The sequence below is a fragment of the Salinigranum marinum genome, from assembly GCF_024228675.1.
Lineage (GTDB): Archaea > Halobacteriota > Halobacteria > Halobacteriales > Haloferacaceae > Salinigranum > Salinigranum marinum.
In genome coordinates, this window is the sequence record NZ_CP100461.1 from 540,072 (window position 1) to 556,251 (window position 16,180).

The window sequence follows — 16,180 nt, forward strand, 5'->3', positions numbered from 1 at the left end:
CCCGAGACCGAACGAACCATGTTGGTGAGGAGGATTCGGAGAACATTGTTAATCCTCCAGTGAAATTCGCGTTGGATCAGTCGTCGGACGACGCTCCACCCGCCGAGCGTACAGGCTCGTCCCCGCGATCAGGAGGACGAGACCGACCACACCCCACGTGAGAAGCGCGTGGGACATGTACATCGCCGTCAACAACTCCCAGTTCAGCGTGTCTCCGACGAGGACGACGTCGAGGTCGAGCGGAACTCGGCCGGTCGTCGAGTTGTCGGCTCCGTGCATCACCATCGCGAGGAGGGCACTTCCCCCCGAGCCGTTGAACACCCACGCCAAGAGGATCGAGAACGCGACGATGCCGGTGAAGTAGGAGACGACGAGAACGACAGGCCAATCTGCTCGCATCCCGCCGGGGAGAACGAACTGTGGGAGGTGCCAGAGGCCCCAGAAGACACCGATAATGATTGCAGCTCGAAGTGCGCCGTACTGCGCTTGTAGTTCCGGCTGGGCGAAGCCACGCCAGCCCAGCTCCTCTTGGCCTCCGCCGATCAGGGTTCCCAGGACGATGCCCAGCACGATACTGAACGGGTCGAACGTGAACGAAGCCCAGTCGATGGGATCACCGGCGAGCCACCCAACGATACCCGACGCGTATGCGATACCGAACGGGACTGCGATCGCGAACACGTACCACTTCGGATGGACCCGCCAGCGGAGGATGCTTACGAGCCATTCACGGACGCTCTCGCCGCTGCTGTAGAGGACGACGCCAGCCGCGACTGCCGGGGCGAGCGGGCCGAGGAAGCCGCCGATGAACCACCACGTCCAAGAGGGCTCCATCTCGAGCAGAACGATCACGCCTTCGAGACTCCAGGAGATCGCGTACGCCAAGAGAAAGAACGCGGCGATGCGGTGTCGTCTGATCCAGTTCGTCACGACGCTGCTCATATTTTTACTTCGGCTCCAATCGACAGTAACTCGCGAAGACATTTCTTGGGAAGTAAGAAACACCTGACAGGATTTAACGATTCAATACCACATCTTGACAGAGAAGACAGATTATGACCGATATCTGTGACACGGGACGGTCGCCATCGAACGAGCCTGCCCCGAGAGCGGAAGCAACTCGGCGACGACGCATCCGATGGGCGGTGGGGGCTGCCCTCTTCGTGGCCGTATACTGGACGCTACTCAGGGAGTGGATGCTCACCTGGGGAGCGACCTCGTCGGAGGTGGACATGCAGTTTCCAGGCGACGGTCTGCTTTCAGACCCGGACGCACAATCGACCATGGCTGTCGATATCGACGCATCACCCAGCGATGTGTGGCCGTGGCTTCGTCAGTTGGGACAGGACCGTGGCGGGTTCTACAGCTACGAGTGGGCAGAGAATCTCGTTGGGCTCGACATCCACAACGCGGATCGGATCGTCGCGGAGTGGCAGGATCTTTCGGTCGAGGATGCAGTCCGACTCGGCCGTGCTGACCGGTTCCCCGACGCGGTCCTCAAAGTGGTCGCGATAGATCCGGAGCGGTCACTGGTCCTACAGACGCCCGACGAACCGACGTGGTGGCTTTGGTCGTTCGTGCTCAACCCGGTCGACGAGACGACTACGCGACTGCTCGTGCGCTCGCGCATCCGTTTGCCCGAAAACACGGTGATTCGTCTTGCTGCACTGTCGGTACTTGATCCAGTCTCGTTCGTGATGACACGCAGGATGCTCCGTGGCATTCAGTCACGGGCCGAACGGCTCGCGGGCGACCGGTCCGATCCGCCCCAACCCATCCAATCTCCGTCGCTTTCTGGAGTAGACCGTTCACCCGCAGCGTTGCGATCACGCATCAACCCACCTCAATTTCATCCGGCGGCCGGTTGCGCCTCACCACCTTATCAGGATAATAGAGAAGCAGACCCTTCATCGGTGTAAACCCTGCTGATGGTGCGAGTCTCACCACCGATTCCAGCTGTTATCTCTGATCGGGGGGAGCCGAGGAAGCCATACATACAGACACGTGCTATCGAGTAATCGGTAGAACGACTGTGCGAGATACGAGATTCATAATTAGCAACTGGATACGAGGAGTTCCCGTCGGATCTCATTGATTGTTTGAAATATATCGCACCAGTGGATCGGTCTAGTACGTTGATTTGAATACACGCCACACAATCCGTGGGCGTAGCAGCGACTCAGGAGGTTGTTCCAACATGAACACCCGAACTAACGCTTCTCTGAGTCTCCCGTCTGAATGGGCTGCCCGCACCAATCGGTCCAGATACCAGTTGATGAAATCAGTCCCCCGGGGCTTAGACCCGGTGGTTTCAGGGAACTCGAAGTCTCCCCCGACTGCTATCGACCACGGGCTATCGACGATTTCTGCCGCCCGTTCGAAAAACCGGAGTCCGACACCCTCCCGCCCAGCAGACGCCAGCGTGTGATGGAGTTGGAGCGCTTCGAGAGCAGCCACCGACATTCCCTGCCCGTAGATCGGATTGAAGCTACAGAGCGCGTCCCCGATGACCACCAAGTTGGCGGGGAACCTGTCGAGGTCTTCATACCTGAGACGCCGATTGGACGGAAATGGATAGTGAGCGACTTCGTCTGACACCCAGGAGTGCTTGTTGAGGAGCTGTGCAACCACGGAGATGGGAAGTTCTTCCGCAAACGTGATCAACTCGTCCGCCTCCGTTGGTGGATGGTTCCCGTGGACTCCGAGCAGGGTCGTCTGCCAGTAGCCATCTTCGACTGGAAACATCCCAACGCCCCGGGTTCGAGCCGGTTCAGGTGGCACAAAGAAATTCCGCCGATCGTCTCTAGGACGTTCGACCATCACGGTGCTGTAGGCCAAGTCGATCTGCACCTCCTCGACAGCCGGGGCCTCGAAGCCGTGGTCGTCCAGCCACGATGGGGTCTTGCTCGCCCGCCCGGAGGCATCCACTATTAGGTCGGCGGGGATGGTAGATTCCTCTGAACTGTCATCTCGCACAGTTACGCCCTCGACGCGGGAAGCTGTCTCGTCGAGTGCATAAGTAATGAACTGGGTGCGGGATCGGAGATCAACGTCGTCGCATGCAGCAACTCGTCGCCGGAGGACCTCTTCGAAGAGTGGACGGGTCGCGTTGTACATGACCATACGGTTCGGCCCGGCGGCGAGAAAATCGCCCTTCTCGTAGTGATAAAAGTCGGACATGAGATCGATGATAAGCCCTCCAGACGAAATGAGGTCCTCTCCATATCCTGGGAACAAGTCCTCAAACGTGTCTCGCCCAGCAGTTTCCAAGACGTGGACATGCTGGCCCTGGGGTACCCCACGACGGGTGGATGTATCGTCGGGGATCGAATCCCGTTCGATGATCGTGACGGTATCGAACCCATCGGTGAGGACGCGGGCTGCCAGCAATCCAGCCACACTCCCTCCGACCACAACGGCATGGGCCCCGAGGTCCGAGGTCTGTTCGGGGTCGTACCGCGGAACAGTTGCGAGTGTCATGATATGTCCTCGGATTCTTATGTAATGTTCTGGTTCGTGCGGAACAGGTTGTCAGGGTCCCACTCCCGTTTGAGGGCGTGGAGGCGGTCGTACCGCTCCCCGTACGCCTCGGAAACTCGGTCGGTTTCGTCGTCACTGAGGTAGTTCACGTAGACGCCGTCGGCCGCGTACGGTTCCAATGCCTCGTGGAACTCACGCGCCCAGCTAATGTGTTCCTCGTCCCGCTCGGGGTCAGTCCACTTCGGGGCGACGGTGAACGCGAACGCCCGGTCGCGGTGTGGGAAGGCAGTCGCGTCGTGGCCGCGCTCGGCGATCGCGCCCCCCATCCACTCGAAGAACACCGTCGAGTACGGCGACGGGATCGACGCCGTGTACTCGATCACCGTCTCGACGAGTCCTTCGGAGATCTCGTCGTAGAAGTTCGACTTCCAGTAGTTCCGGTGGCCCTCGCAGTAGAGATCGTCGGCCTGTTGCTGGTGTTCGGTGTACGGAATCCGTTGTGTCATGTCGTCAATCGGATCGCCGAACTCCCGGAGCGGCTGGAACGCCTCCCTTCCCGCGGAGACGTCACCCGCGTACAGCCCCCGGAACGCCAGCAGCGTCACTCCGTGTAACTCCTCGGGCAATCCGTACTCGGGACTGCCCTCCAGTATCGCCGCGTAACAGCCGACCTCGTTCGGTGCCTCGCGCATGAACTCGTCGTAGAACTGGAGCGTCTCTGGAATCTGGTCCGGAGGATATATGAGCCGGACGGTGAGGGTCTCGGGGCCGAGTTCGTGGAGTTCGAACTCGAACGACGTGACGACGCCGAAGTTGCCGGCGCCCCCGCGAAGCCCCCAGAACAGTTCCGGGTGCTCCTTCGCGCTCGCGGTGACGAGTTCGCCCTCGGCCGTGACGACATCCATCGATCGGAGGTTGTCGTGAGCGAGGCCATACTTCCGGGCGAGGTACCCGAGGCCACCGCCGAGGGTGAGCCCGGCAACGCCGGTTTCGGACATGATGCCACCCGTCGTGGCGAGGCCGAACGCCTGTGTCTCGTGGTCCAGATCCCCGATCGTCGCTCCCGCCTGGACCCGCGCCGTCCGTGTGTCGGGATCGACGCGGACCGCATCCATCGGTGACAGGTCAACCACGAGACCGTCGTCACACAGGGCCGTCCCTGCGACGTTGTGCCCGCCTCCCTTGATTGCGAGCCGCAGGTCAAGATCACGGGCGAAATCCACAGCGGCGACGACGTCAGCGGTACCGGTACACCGAGCGATAAGGGCCGGTTCCTTGTCGATCATCGCGTTCCAGACGGATCGGGCTTCGTCGTAGCCGTCGTTGCCGAGTTGGAGTACCTGTCCGCGTAGCTGCTTGGCGAACGAGTCGACGGTCGTTTGTTCCAAATTGGTCGTTGCCATCGTGTCATGACCTCCGTCGGGTCCACATTCAGTATGAGCGACCAGCCATTTGCACTTACCCAGTGAGGTGTTTCCCACCCCGTCGGCGTTTTCCCACGGGCCGAAACTTGATACCGATCCCCATGGTATGTTATCTCATGACACTACAGTCCAGTGCAGTTCACGAGGATGCGCTGGAAGACATCGCGTATTTTGCTCGGTCGAAAAACCGAGTGCGACTTCTCGTGATTCTGGCCTCTGGGTCGTACACGCGTCGGGAATTGGGAGACATGGCGGGGGTCGCCAAAACGACGATCGGGCGGATTCTCAACGAGTTCTCCGAGCGTGGGTGGACCGAACGGACCGCCGATGGGAACTACACGGCAACCCCGATCGGCCAACAGGTCGTGATGGAATTTATGCCACTCGTCGAGTCGATGTCGGTGATCAAGAAGCTGGGTGAAACAGTGGCCTGGTTTCAGGCGACAGAGAATCCGATCGGGATGGGCCAGCTCACGGATGCAACCGTGGTGCGACCCGACCCGGCTGATCCGATGGCGCCCGTGAATGCCTACGTGGAAGACCTTCGTACCGCATCTGAATTTTACTGCCTCGTCGGTGTGGCGCCGCCGGAATCCTTCGAGAAGGCCATGCGGGACGGGGTCATTGAGCGCGGGATGCGCGCGGAACACGTGATCACCGAGAGCGAATACACGTACCTTCTTGCGTACCCGAATCGGCTCACCCGGTGGCGGGAGTATGTCGAGGCTGGTGCGAACGTCTACTGTTATAGCGATGCTGTGCCCTGTAACGTCATGATCTTCGATGAGACGGTGTATATCGCAAACACCCAGTCAGAGTATGGCGAGCCATACACGGTGATCGAGAGTCACAACGATGCCGTCCTGTCATGGGGGCACGAAATCGTCGAGACGTATCGAAACGACGCCGAACGGCTCGATGTCGAGTCATTCAGCACAGAGCCGGGAAACTGAGCCGACAACGTCCACTGCCGAATACAGCCTCTGGGCCGTGTTTAGACGCTAGTATTATTGCCTGAATATCAGGAATTCTATGAAGTGAAGCGAGCAGAGTTCGATGTGCCTCCGAGACTTGCTCGCTTCACCGACCGATGTGTGTATTCATACCAAAAAGTTGTCAAGAGTGGCGGAGATGAGAATGTAAACAAAAGGAAAGGTGTCTACGCTGATTGGGTGATTATCGCCATTCATAGACTCCGTGAGTATCTCGACCTTCCGTAGCGCCGACTTCTCGATATCCTTCGTGAAATGCCTGATATCGTGGAAAAACTCGGGTTATCGGTCGAGGAGTTATCGGACTTCACCACGGTTTGTGCTCGGAAGCAGGCGCTGAAGATGCGGGTCTGGCGAGTGCTGTTTCGGCTCTCGGTGAATCCATTAGACCAGTGATCGAGCATCGAGAATTCTACTCGCTCGATGCCGCTCACAATGTTCGGATTAATGATGAAACGTACCATCGACGGTCTGTCGTCGAATCGGTATTTTTCGTGCTTCGCAAGCGATTCGGCTCGACGATTAAAGCCAGAACATGGTTCGATCAGTTCCGAGAGATCGGCTTGACATCCTCCTCCGCGTTCACGCGGAGGAATCCCACGGCACCGCGCCGCTGGATTGGGATATTAGGGTTTGGCGTCTACCACCTCTGTCCGAGGTTGGAATCCTCGGGAGAGGTCGTGAAGATAGACTCCGGGCTGTGCCAACCAGCCGGTACTCCTATCCCCGGACAACTGCCCGGATGACTCGGAGTTACTTTGATTGATGTCGAGACGGATGTTCTCCGCCCCGTTCACGTCAGCGTTGAACGCCGCGTCACACTTCTCACACACGTACAAGCCACGCTCAACGCGCTGACTGTCGTCTTCTCTACCGCACACGCAACACGTCTTACTCGTGTCGCGCTCGGACACTTCTACGACTTCGATGCCCTCAACCGTCGCCTTGTATTCGAGGATGTTCGAGAACCTATCGAACGCCCACCCGTGCAGGTCGAGATTGCCGTGCCGCCCCCAGTTCTTCGACTCGTCGTTATCGTCCTCTTCGCGGACTCCAGCGAGTTCTCCGATGTTGATGTGACACACTCCCTTCTCGATACACCGTTCAACGATGTGTTTAGCGAGGCTGTGGAAGAAGTGAGTACGGCGCTCCGACCACTTCGCGTGGAGTCGAGTGGCTTCTTGACCCCCCGAGTCGTCGCACTTGGCGATTTCCTTCGGGAAGGAGTAGCCGTCCTGTCTCAAGCGATTGCCGGGGTACAAGTCGGCTTCCTCGGTACTGTACGCGACCGCCGCGAAGTTACAGATGCCGAGGTCGATACCCGCCGTCTCCTCGCCGGGTGCGTTGGGCGTCTCTACTTCGGCTTTGCAGACAAGGTGGAGTTCCCAGCGTCCCTTTGCCTTGTCGTAGACGGCTCTGACCTGCTGGAGATTCTCGACCGTGACTCCGGGCCGCGTCTCGTATTCGACAAGGATGTATTCCCACGCTCGGGGGTGTTCCTTGTGATTCGCGCCCTTTGAAAGTCGGACACGGTTGTTCTTGGTGTCGTGTTTGATGCCGTTCTGCTTCCACGTCACCGTCGAACGGGGGTGTTCTTCGTGGACGCGGTTGCCGTGGTCGTCGTAGTAGTTTTTCTTGCGGTAGCCGGGCGGGTTCGCTCGACTGTCTGACTTCCTCTTGCCGTCCCACGAGTTGAAGGCTTCAGCGAGTTCCTCCAGAACGCGCTGACTGGACTGTGAGTGCAGTCCTTTGTATTTGATGTGACCTTTCAACTCGTCTTTGAGGTCGCCGTGGTCAGGAATCTCGCCGGTTTCATCCCACACTTGGCGGGAATGGTAATTGGCGACGTTCCAGAGCTTGCTGGCCGACCACCCGTGCCGGTCGAGCGGTTCCTCTACCTGACTGTGGTTGAGGATTTTCGCTCGGTGAGTGCGGTGGACTTCCAGCATTGTGAACGCCTGTATAAGCACTTATACTCGTGTTTCTTGTAAAGTTTCGGTTTGAGGAGAGTGGAATATCCTGCTTTGCCATCGACGGTGGGTTGTGGAGGGGTTGTCGGATTCATCCCGCGCCTAAAGGCGCGGATATTCTCCTCGAATCTCTATAAATAATCGACGAGCGCCGAATCGAGTGCGGCTTCACGCCGTCCGGACAGCGGACTAAGCGGTCTCCATGTTTCGCCTCGTCTCGCAGTCCTCGGACCACTTCTCTCTGGAACTCCCGACGAGCGAAGCGGATGCGGTGTCCCGTTCGCCGAAGATCACACGGTCCGTGACGGACTCGTTCTCGGTCTCCGCCGGAGACGTACACGCCGTTGCGTTCTTCACCGACAATCAGACTCGACTTCACCCGGGTCAAGGGAGCCCCTTCGAATGCGTCGATCAACGCCATCGGACAAATCTAGTTAAATAGTCCGAAATCCGTTGATATCAGCTTTTTCTTTATTCCTCTCAGTGGCTAAAAAAGCTTTTAATATATCAGATAAGATTCATTCGCCAGTTTAAAACACGAAAGACAAAATTGGCGAAACGCGACGATACAAAAAATACTATCAAAGTGCCTGGGCTGTATCTATCCGTTCCGAGCAGGCGACTCGCCTCGGGAGGTCACCCACGGCCTCGCCCTGCGGTGTCAGGCGCGAGTACCGGAACACGGATCAGAGATGTTACAGCACTACGACTGTAATAGGCTGTCCGACTCGGGGGAACCTGTCACGCGTCGTCGGCGACGGTTTGTTTCGTCCCGCGAGATCTGTCTCGGAACCGTTCCGTAAATGCGAATCCGTGCAGCTCGTCCCGTTCTACGGAACAAGCCGCACCATCGGGTGTCACAAGAGTAATGGCCTCCTCAGCCGAAGTTCGCTCTATGACACGCTCTTTCGTCTCTCCTCCTCGCTACATCCAGGCCGCGGGGGCCGTCGACCAGCTCGGCTCTCACGTGGACCGTCTCGGCACGACCGCGCTTCTCGTCACCGACGGCCTCGTCCGTGACCTCATCGCCGATCCGGTCCGCCGTTCGTTCTCGACGACACGGGCGGAGTTTCACGTCGCCCTCTTCGACGGCCCGTGTACGGAATCCGAGATCGCTCGCCTCTCGGCGATCGCTCGCGAGCGGGAGGCCGACGTCGTCGTCGGAGCCGGTGGGGGAAACGCGATCGACGTGGCGAAGGGCGTCCGTGGGCGGGTCGGTGGGGCGCTCGTCTCGCTCCCGACGGTCGCCTCGAGCGACGCACCGACGAGCGGGATCTCGGTGACGTACTCCGACGACGGCCGGATCGCGGGCGGTATCGTACACGACAGGCGGCCGGAGCTGGTTCTCGTCGACACTGATGTCGTGACGGCGGCTCCGACTCGGTGGTTCGTCTCGGGCGTCGGTGACGCGCTCGCCACGCGGTTCGAGGCTGCCGCGACCGTCGAGAGCGGTGGGCAGACCGTCGCGGGCGGGCCACCAACGAGAGCGGGTGTCGCACTCGCCGAGGAGTGTTACGAAGCCGTCCGCGCGAACGCGCCCGCGGCCGTCGAGGCGGTGGACGCGGGAACCGTCACGGCTGCCGTCGAAGAGACCGTCGAAGCGATCATCCTTCTCTCGGGGCTGGGCTTCGAGAACGGTGGGCTCGCCGGCGCACACGCGGTCCACGACGGGATCGTGGCCGCGGTCGAAACCACCGCCACCCACGGCGAGATGGTGTGCTTCGGCCTGCTCGCACAGCTCGTCCTCGAGGAGATACCGACCGCAAAGCTCCGCGATATCGCCCGGTTCGCCAGCGACGTGGGTCTCCCAGTGACGCTCGACGGGATCGGCGCGTCCACGGACCACGTCGAAGCCATCGCCGCGGCGGCCTGCAGGGATGGGACGACCATCGGCAACCAGCCGGGTGACCCGACGCCGGCGGACGTGGCGGCGGCACTGCGCGGCGCGGACGAGTGTGGACGGTCGCTGTAGCGCTCGGGTGGTCTCGTTGACCGCTCGACGGTTGAGCATTGTCTTTGGTGATAGTTCGTTCCGTCTCCCTTAACTCTCTTTCGACAACGTCCCACGTAACAGAACAGTTCGAATCTCGTTGTCCATGGCGGAATACATTTGTACCACTGTTCTGTACGGGGCGTATGGACGGAACGAACGGCGACGGGGCGGGACGCATGGTACAGACAGCCCGGACGACGTTCCGCGTGCTGGACGAGGTGAGTGCGCGGGAACGGGCCGGCGTCACCGAACTCGCGACCGCGCTGGAGATGTCGAAGAGCGCCGTCCACCGCCATCTCGCGACGCTCGTCGCGGAGGGGCGTATCGAGAAACACGACGGCGAGTACCGACGCTCACTGCGGGAGACGGAGGGCCTTACCGCGGCGTTCGCCGTCGTCGAAGCCCTGAAAGGGCTCAGCGGGGCTACTCCGGGAGAGATCGCGTCGGAACTCGACCGCTCCGAGGCCACGGTCGAACACTACCTCTCGTGGCTCGAACGGAACGGCTACGTCACCCGACGGGGCGACGTCTACAAGAACGGCCTGAAGTTCCTCGACATCGGCGAGCGCGTGAAGTACGACACCGGCATCTTCGACATCGCGGCCGAACAGGTCGACCACCTCGCCGAAGAGAGCGGCGAACTCGCGCTCTTGAGCGTCCTCGAACACGGGCAGAACGTCCTCCTGTACAAGGCGAGCGGGAACGACGCGATCCAGACGGCCCACGAGATCGGCCTCCGAGAGCCGCTCCACTGTAGCGGGCTCGGCAAGGCGATCCTCTCGGAACTCCCCCGCGACCAGGTCGAACGGATCGTCGACGAACACGGCCTGCCCGTGTTCACGGAACAGACGATCACGGACCGTGAGGAGCTGTTCGAGGAACTCGATCGAACCAGTGACCGAGGGTACGCGATCGATCGGCAGGAGGCGAAGCCGGGCATTCGGTGCGTTGCAGCGCCCGTCGTCACGGAAGAACGCGAACTCTACGGCGCGGTGAGCGTGACCGCACCGAAGAGTCGGATGCAGGGTGATCGGTTCGAGGAGCGGATACCCGAACTCGTCACTGGTGCGGCGAACGTCATCGAGGTGAACTCGATCTACCTCTGATCGCGTTCGCGACCGGTTCGGACACTCAAGCTGGGGGTTCGACGACCCGGCCGTCCCCGGTGAGCACGTTCGTCTCGCTCGCGGCGTCGAACAGGTGGGCGCTCGATTCGTCGAACGTCACGAGGGCCGAGTCGCCGGACGAGGGTCGGACGTCGGCGGCCGCACGGACCGTACACTCCTGTCCACCGAGGGTCACGTAGACGTAGTTGTCCGAACCGACGGGCTCGACCACGTCGACGTGCGTCTCGACGGTGTTCGGCCCGGACTCGGTGGCGATCCGGAGGTCTTCCGGCCGGATCCCGAGGACGAGTTCGTCCCCGGTCGCTTCCGATCGGGCCTCACTGGCGAGTTCTTTGGAGAGTTCGTACTCGAACCCGTCGCCGACGAGCGTCGTCCCGTCGAGGCGAACGTCGAAGAGATTCATCGCCGGACTGCCGATGAAGTCGGCGACGAACAGGTTCGTCGGGTGGTTGTAGATCTCGTCCGGGGTCCCGACCTGCTGGATAGTCCCGTTGGCGATGATGACGATCCGGTCGGACATCGTCATCGCCTCCTCCTGGTCGTGGGTGACGTAGATCGTCGTCGTATCGAGGTCCTCCTGGATGCGCTGGAGCTCCGTCCGCATGTGCATCTTCAGCTTCGCGTCCAGGTTCGACAGCGGTTCGTCCATCAGGAACACATCGGGTTCGCGGACGATGGCCCGGCCCGTCGCGACGCGCTGTTGTTGCCCGCCCGAGAGGTTCGCCGGCTTCTTCTCCAGGTGATCGCTGATCCCGAGCATCTCCGCGGCTTCCGTGACCCGCGTGCTGATCTCGTCCTCGGGGAGGTCGGTCGTCAGACGGAGTCCGTACGACATGTTCTCCTTGACAGTCATGTGCGGGTACAGCGCGTAGTTCTGGAACACCATCGCGATGCCACGGTCCCGCGGGTGAACGTCGTTGATAACGCGGTCCCCGATGAGGATCTCACCCTCGCTGATGCTCTCCAGTCCCGCGACCATCCGGAGGACGGTCGACTTCCCCGACCCCGAGGGACCGAGAACGGAGACGAACTCCCCGTTCTGGATCTCGAGATCGACGTTCTCGACGGCGAGGACGTCGCCGTACATCTTCTTGACGTCTCTGAATGTGACTCCGCTCATTGTCTGCCGCTGGCATGTGTCGTGAGACAACGTATATAATTTTTCATTGCTAATCGGATCGGCTGCCCGGAGGCAGCTCGTCGGAGGCCTCAGCGGCGCTCACGCGGGGCGGACGCCTCCCTCGTCGTCCGGAGACGACCACGGAGGATCCGTCGATAACAACTATTATATATCCTAATCTAAAATCATAAAGCCGATGGCTCGCAAGCAGAGAGGCTCTTCGGCGAGTAGGCGCAGGTTCATGAAAGCAGCCGGTGCAGCCGGGATCGTCGGCCTGGCCGGGTGTACTGGTGGCGGTGGTGGCGGCAACGGAGGCAACGGGGGCAGTTCGGCCGGGAGTTCCGGTTCCGGAACGACGACCATCCAGTTCTGGACGCTGTTCGCCGGCGGCGACGGCGAGGCGATGAAGGCGATGGTGGATCAGTTCAACTCGGAACACGACTCGATTCAGGTCGAACGCCAGCGCCAGCCGTTCGCCGAGTACTACGACAAGCTGTTCACCGCGATGACTGGCGGGAACGCACCCGACCTCGCGGTGTTCCACACGACGGAACTGCAGCGATTCGTCCAGGCGATGCAGCCTCTCGGCGACCTGCTCTCGTCCGGCGCGGGTGACCAGTACGTCTCGTCCATCTGGGACCAGACGCAGTACGAGGGGTCGCGTGTCGCTCTCCCGCTCGACACACACCCGAACGGCCTCTACTACAACAAGGACATCTTCGAGGAGGCCGGCCTCGACCCCGAGAGCCCGCCGACGTCGTTCTCGGAACTGCAGGAGGCCGCCGGCACGATCGAGTCCGAGACGGACAAGCTGGCGTTCAGTCCGGACCCGTACAACCTATATCAAGTGCGACAGTTCATCGCGTGGCTCCGTGGGCGGGGCGGCACGTTCCTCAGCGACGACAAGACCAGCGCGGAGTTCGGCGACGCCCACGGGACGGCGCTCGGTGAGTTCTACGGCAACATCACCGGCGAGTGGAACTGGGACGAGGCCGACGCGACCGAGAACCGCGGCACCAAGGCCTTCCGCTCGGGTGATCTGGCGATGACGATCAACGGGACCTGGTACTTCGGCGTGCTCCAGCAACAGGACTTCGGCTGGGGCATGGCAAAGCCGTTCGTCGGTCCCGGTCAGGAGGTCGACCTCACGTGGGCCAACAGCCACACGCTCGGCGTCCCGGCCGGGACGGACAAGGCTCAGGCCGCCACGGAGGTCGCCGAGTGGCTCACACAGAACAGCCTCACGTGGGGGACGGACGCCGGTCACCTGCCGGCGGCCTCCGGGGTGCTCGAGTCCGACGAACTCCAGTCGGCGACGGTCTGGGACATGACGCTCTCGACGTACAACGAGATGGCACAGAACGGTGCCCTCGCGTACATGCCGAGCACGGAGAACAACCAGGACTACCAGCGGCCGGTCAACAAGGCGCTCCAGCAGATCTACTCCGACCAGGCGACGGCCGCCGACGCCATCCCCAGCGCCGCAGAGCAGGTCACGAACAACCTGCAGGGCTAACAGCCGATGGCAACGAAAGATAGGCTCTCGTTCAGCAGTCGGTTCGGGTCCATCGACCTCACCGACGCCGAGACGCGAGACGGCATCCTGTTCGCCCTGCCGTATCTCGCGCTGTTCTCGGTGTTCCTGCTCTACCCGCTCGTGAAGGGCTTTTACATGAGCCTCTTCGACTGGAACGCGTTCGCGCCCGCGCAGTCCGAGTTCATCCTCTTCGAGAACTACGCGCGGATGTTGAGCGACCCGGCCTTTTGGAAGTCGGTCCGCGCGACGGTCGTGTTCGTCGTCCTGACCGTGCCGACGCTCGTCGTCCTGGGGTTGGCGCTGGCGCTGGGCGTCAACCGCGACGTCAAAGGCAAACGGATACTGCGGACGGTCTTCTTCAGCCCGTACGTGCTGACCGTCTCGGTCGTCTCGCTCATCTGGGCGGAGCTGTACGCCCCACAGTACGGCGCGATCAACTACTACGTCGGGTTCGTGATCCAGAACCCGCCGTCGTGGCTGAACTCGTTCACCTGGGCGATGCCCGCGATCGCGATCGCGACGATCTGGTGGACCGTCGGGTTCAACTTCGTCATCCTGCTCGCGGCCCGGCAGAGCGTTCCTGAACGCTTGTACGAGGCCGCGAAGATCGACGGTGCGAGTTCCTGGCGCGCGTTCAAGGACATCACCGTCCCGCAGATGCGGTCGGCGATCGTCTTCGTCACGACCGTCCAGTTCATCTGGTCGTTCCAGGTGTTCGGGCAGGCGTACATCATGACCAACGGCGGCCCGGGTGAGTCCACCCAGACGCTCGTGATGTACCTGTTCCGGATGGCGTTCAACGAGGGACAGTTCGGCTACGCGGCCGCGGTCGGTTACTTCCTGTTCTTCGTGCTGGTGGCCGTGTCGCTGGGGAACTACTACTTCGTCAGCGGAGGTGACACCGCATGAGCACGGTCGGCTCGCGACTCCTGTCGGAGCGGGTCCGGTCGGTCGGGGTCTACGCCGCGCTGTACGGCGCAGCGGCACTCTTCCTCGTGCCGTACGCCTACATGGTCTCGACGTCGCTGACGCCGGAGCAGTTCACGTTCTCGAACAAGCCGTACTGGATTCCGCCGGAGATCACCTTCCGCTGGTACGACGCCGTCCTCGCGGGAGCGCCGATCGTCCAGTGGGGCTTCAACACGTTCGTCATCGCGGCGACGACGACGGTCCTCGTGGTCCTCCTCGACTCGATGATCGCGTTCTCACTGACGAAACTGGACTGGCCAGGCAAGCGCATCGTGTTCACGATCATCGTCGCCTCGTTCATGGTGCCGGTGTTCGCGAACATGGTGCCGCTGTACACCATCATCACCGACTTCGGCCTGATCAACAACCCGCTGGCGGTGATCCTGCCGTTCAGTGCGATGCCGATCGGCGTGTTCCTGTTCACGCAGTTCTTCGACGACCTGCCGGACTCGGTCATCGAGGCCGCGAAACTGGACGGGTTCTCGACGTTCCAGATCTACTACAAGATCGTGTTGCCGCTGATGAAGCCGGCCATCGCCGCGCTGTCGCTGTACACGTTCGTCTACACCTGGAACCAGTTCCTCTGGCCGCTCATCGTGCTGCAGGGACAACAACAGTTCACCCTGCCCGTCGGGATCGTCACGATGCAACCGACGCAGGTGTTCCAGCCGGGCGCCGAGATGGCGGGGACGTTCCTCGCGGTCCTCCCGCTGTTCGTCGTCTTCCTCATCCTGCAGGAACACCTCGTGAACGCCGTGCAGATGCAGGGGACGACCGGATAATGTCTCGGAGCACCCCGCCCACGGCCACGTCCCGTGTCACGTGCGCGGACGACGGCCGATCGGAACGCACCGACTCCCGTCGTGCGGTCACCGACCCGGAGCAGTCCATGTTCCGCCGACGGGGCGGCGCGGACGCGCTCGAAGACGAGCGGAACGACGGGGAGCGGTCGAACGCCTTCGTCACGACGCTGCAGTTCGTCTATCGGCACAGCACGGCGCTCGTCCCGGCGAGCTTCCTCTGGGTGATCTGTTCGCTCCCGCTCGTCACCGTCGGCCCGGCCACGCTGGGCGTGTACTCGCTGGTACTGTCGCTCCGCGAGACGGGCCGCGTCGATCGGGAACGGGTCGTCGGGACGGTTCGTGAGAACCTCGTCCCCGCGGCGTTCCTGGGGTTCCTCCCGGTGACGTTCGTCGGCATCGCGTCGCTGTACGTCGTCAGTGGGCTGGCGACCGGGCTCGTCGGCACCGCGTTCGCCGCCGGTGCGCTGTACGCGGGGCTGTATCTCGGGGTGCTGATGATCCCGACGTTCGTCTCGATGGCCGGCGGTGTCGACCCCAAGGTCGCGCTCCGCGAGTCGTACGTCTGGCTCGCGAGTTCGCCGGTGACCGGCCTGCAACTGCTGCTCGTGACGGGCATCGTCCTCGTCGCGACGCTCGGGCTCAGCGTCGGGTTCCTCCTGCTGTTCGCGGGCGTCGCGGCCACCTACCACGCCGAAGTCGTCGTCCGCGCGGTGACCGGCTCCGAGGAGTCACTGCCGAGCTTCGCCGCAACGCGACAGTGAGGTC

At 61.6% G+C, this 16,180-nt stretch carries 13 protein-coding genes and 1 pseudogene; 9 read left to right on the plus strand and 5 right to left on the minus strand.

Features of this window, described 5'->3' with window-relative positions; all coding sequences use genetic code 11:
- Positions 1-48: 48 nt before the first annotated feature.
- A complete protein-coding gene (locus tag NKJ07_RS02535; protein WP_318569026.1) occupies positions 49-942 on the minus strand; it encodes a type II CAAX endopeptidase family protein in 894 nt (297 codons plus the stop codon).
- Positions 943-1,232: 290 nt separating this feature from the next.
- Here NKJ07_RS02535 and NKJ07_RS02540 point away from each other — a divergent pair, with 290 nt between their 5' ends.
- Positions 1,233-1,919: a hypothetical protein gene (locus NKJ07_RS02540; RefSeq protein WP_318569027.1), complete on the plus strand. Its 687-nt coding sequence runs from the start codon at positions 1,233-1,235 to the stop codon at positions 1,917-1,919.
- Between the two features lie 208 nt (positions 1,920-2,127).
- On the opposite strand, the gene NKJ07_RS02545 is transcribed toward NKJ07_RS02540, so the two are convergent.
- A complete protein-coding gene (locus NKJ07_RS02545; RefSeq protein WP_318569028.1) occupies positions 2,128-3,480 on the minus strand; it encodes an FAD-dependent oxidoreductase in 1,353 nt (450 codons plus the stop codon).
- A gap of 17 nt (positions 3,481-3,497) precedes the next feature.
- The gene (locus NKJ07_RS02550) at positions 3,498-4,883 is read right to left on the minus strand and encodes an FAD-binding oxidoreductase (RefSeq protein ID WP_318569029.1); all 1,386 of its coding nucleotides are present in this window, start codon (positions 4,881-4,883) and stop codon (positions 3,498-3,500) included.
- 137 nt (positions 4,884-5,020) lie between these two features.
- Between NKJ07_RS02550 and NKJ07_RS02555 the strand changes: the two genes are divergently transcribed.
- Both NKJ07_RS02555 and NKJ07_RS02560 read left to right on the plus strand, forming a co-directional pair.
- Positions 5,021-5,857, plus strand: a complete 837-nt coding sequence (locus NKJ07_RS02555; protein ID WP_318569030.1) for a helix-turn-helix transcriptional regulator — start codon at positions 5,021-5,023, stop codon at positions 5,855-5,857.
- A 141-nt stretch (positions 5,858-5,998) separates the two neighbouring features.
- Positions 5,999-6,471 (plus strand): annotated as a pseudogene (locus NKJ07_RS02560) (transposase); the annotation flags it as partial.
- 51 nt (positions 6,472-6,522) lie between these two features.
- Here the strand turns inward: NKJ07_RS02560 and NKJ07_RS02565 are convergent.
- Positions 6,523-7,845 carry an RNA-guided endonuclease InsQ/TnpB family protein gene (locus tag NKJ07_RS02565; protein WP_318570522.1) on the minus strand — a complete coding sequence of 441 codons (1,323 nt, stop codon included), beginning with the start codon at positions 7,843-7,845 and terminating at the stop codon, positions 6,523-6,525.
- 916 nt (positions 7,846-8,761) lie between these two features.
- Here NKJ07_RS02565 and NKJ07_RS02570 point away from each other — a divergent pair.
- The gene (locus tag NKJ07_RS02570; protein WP_318569031.1) at positions 8,762-9,838 is read left to right on the plus strand and encodes a glycerol dehydrogenase; all 1,077 of its coding nucleotides are present in this window, start codon (positions 8,762-8,764) and stop codon (positions 9,836-9,838) included.
- A 164-nt stretch (positions 9,839-10,002) separates the two neighbouring features.
- Positions 10,003-10,965, plus strand: coding sequence for an IclR family transcriptional regulator domain-containing protein (locus tag NKJ07_RS02575; RefSeq protein WP_318569032.1), 963 nt, complete (start codon positions 10,003-10,005; stop codon positions 10,963-10,965).
- Positions 10,966-10,990: 25 nt separating this feature from the next.
- On the opposite strand, the gene NKJ07_RS02580 is transcribed toward NKJ07_RS02575, so the two are convergent.
- Entirely contained in the window at positions 10,991-12,106 is a 1,116-nt protein-coding gene (locus tag NKJ07_RS02580) for an ABC transporter ATP-binding protein (RefSeq protein ID WP_318569033.1), read from the minus strand.
- A gap of 241 nt (positions 12,107-12,347) precedes the next feature.
- On the opposite strand from NKJ07_RS02580, the gene NKJ07_RS02585 reads away from it, so the two are divergent.
- The 4 genes from NKJ07_RS02585 (at position 12,348) to NKJ07_RS02600 (ending at position 16,176) form a co-directional block, all read left to right on the plus strand.
- A complete protein-coding gene (locus NKJ07_RS02585) occupies positions 12,348-13,622 on the plus strand; it encodes an ABC transporter substrate-binding protein (protein ID WP_318569034.1) in 1,275 nt (424 codons plus the stop codon).
- Between the two features lie 6 nt (positions 13,623-13,628).
- Positions 13,629-14,552 carry a carbohydrate ABC transporter permease gene (locus tag NKJ07_RS02590; protein WP_318569035.1) on the plus strand — a complete coding sequence of 308 codons (924 nt, stop codon included), beginning with the start codon at positions 13,629-13,631 and terminating at the stop codon, positions 14,550-14,552.
- Positions 14,549-15,394 carry a carbohydrate ABC transporter permease gene (locus NKJ07_RS02595; protein WP_318569036.1) on the plus strand — a complete coding sequence of 282 codons (846 nt, stop codon included), beginning with the start codon at positions 14,549-14,551 and terminating at the stop codon, positions 15,392-15,394. The genes NKJ07_RS02590 and NKJ07_RS02595 overlap by 4 nt, the downstream gene beginning before the upstream one ends.
- A gap of 107 nt (positions 15,395-15,501) precedes the next feature.
- Complete coding sequence (locus tag NKJ07_RS02600) at positions 15,502-16,176, plus strand: hypothetical protein (protein WP_318569037.1); 675 nt, start codon at positions 15,502-15,504, stop codon at positions 16,174-16,176.
- Positions 16,177-16,180 lie beyond the last annotated feature (4 nt).

Bases quoted from the DNA above. Each gene is read 5' to 3' on its own strand.
- NKJ07_RS02545 (WP_318569028.1), bottom strand. From the start codon at position 3,480: ATGACACTCGCAACTGTTCCGCGGTACGACCCCGAACAGACCTCGGAC.
- NKJ07_RS02575 (WP_318569032.1), top strand. From the start codon at position 10,003: ATGGACGGAACGAACGGCGACGGGGCGGGACGCATGGTACAGACAGCC.
- NKJ07_RS02550 (WP_318569029.1), bottom strand. From the start codon at position 4,883: ATGGCAACGACCAATTTGGAACAAACGACCGTCGACTCGTTCGCCAAG.
- NKJ07_RS02585 (WP_318569034.1), top strand. From the start codon at position 12,348: ATGAAAGCAGCCGGTGCAGCCGGGATCGTCGGCCTGGCCGGGTGTACT.
- NKJ07_RS02540 (WP_318569027.1), top strand. From the start codon at position 1,233: ATGCAGTTTCCAGGCGACGGTCTGCTTTCAGACCCGGACGCACAATCG.
- NKJ07_RS02555 (WP_318569030.1), top strand. From the start codon at position 5,021: ATGACACTACAGTCCAGTGCAGTTCACGAGGATGCGCTGGAAGACATC.
- NKJ07_RS02595 (WP_318569036.1), top strand. From the start codon at position 14,549: ATGAGCACGGTCGGCTCGCGACTCCTGTCGGAGCGGGTCCGGTCGGTC.
- NKJ07_RS02565 (WP_318570522.1), bottom strand. From the start codon at position 7,845: ATGCTGGAAGTCCACCGCACTCACCGAGCGAAAATCCTCAACCACAGT.
- NKJ07_RS02580 (WP_318569033.1), bottom strand. From the start codon at position 12,106: ATGAGCGGAGTCACATTCAGAGACGTCAAGAAGATGTACGGCGACGTC.
- NKJ07_RS02590 (WP_318569035.1), top strand. From the start codon at position 13,629: ATGGCAACGAAAGATAGGCTCTCGTTCAGCAGTCGGTTCGGGTCCATC.
- NKJ07_RS02535 (WP_318569026.1), bottom strand. From the start codon at position 942: ATGAGCAGCGTCGTGACGAACTGGATCAGACGACACCGCATCGCCGCG.
- NKJ07_RS02570 (WP_318569031.1), top strand. From the start codon at position 8,762: ATGACACGCTCTTTCGTCTCTCCTCCTCGCTACATCCAGGCCGCGGGG.
- NKJ07_RS02600 (WP_318569037.1), top strand. From the start codon at position 15,502: ATGTTCCGCCGACGGGGCGGCGCGGACGCGCTCGAAGACGAGCGGAAC.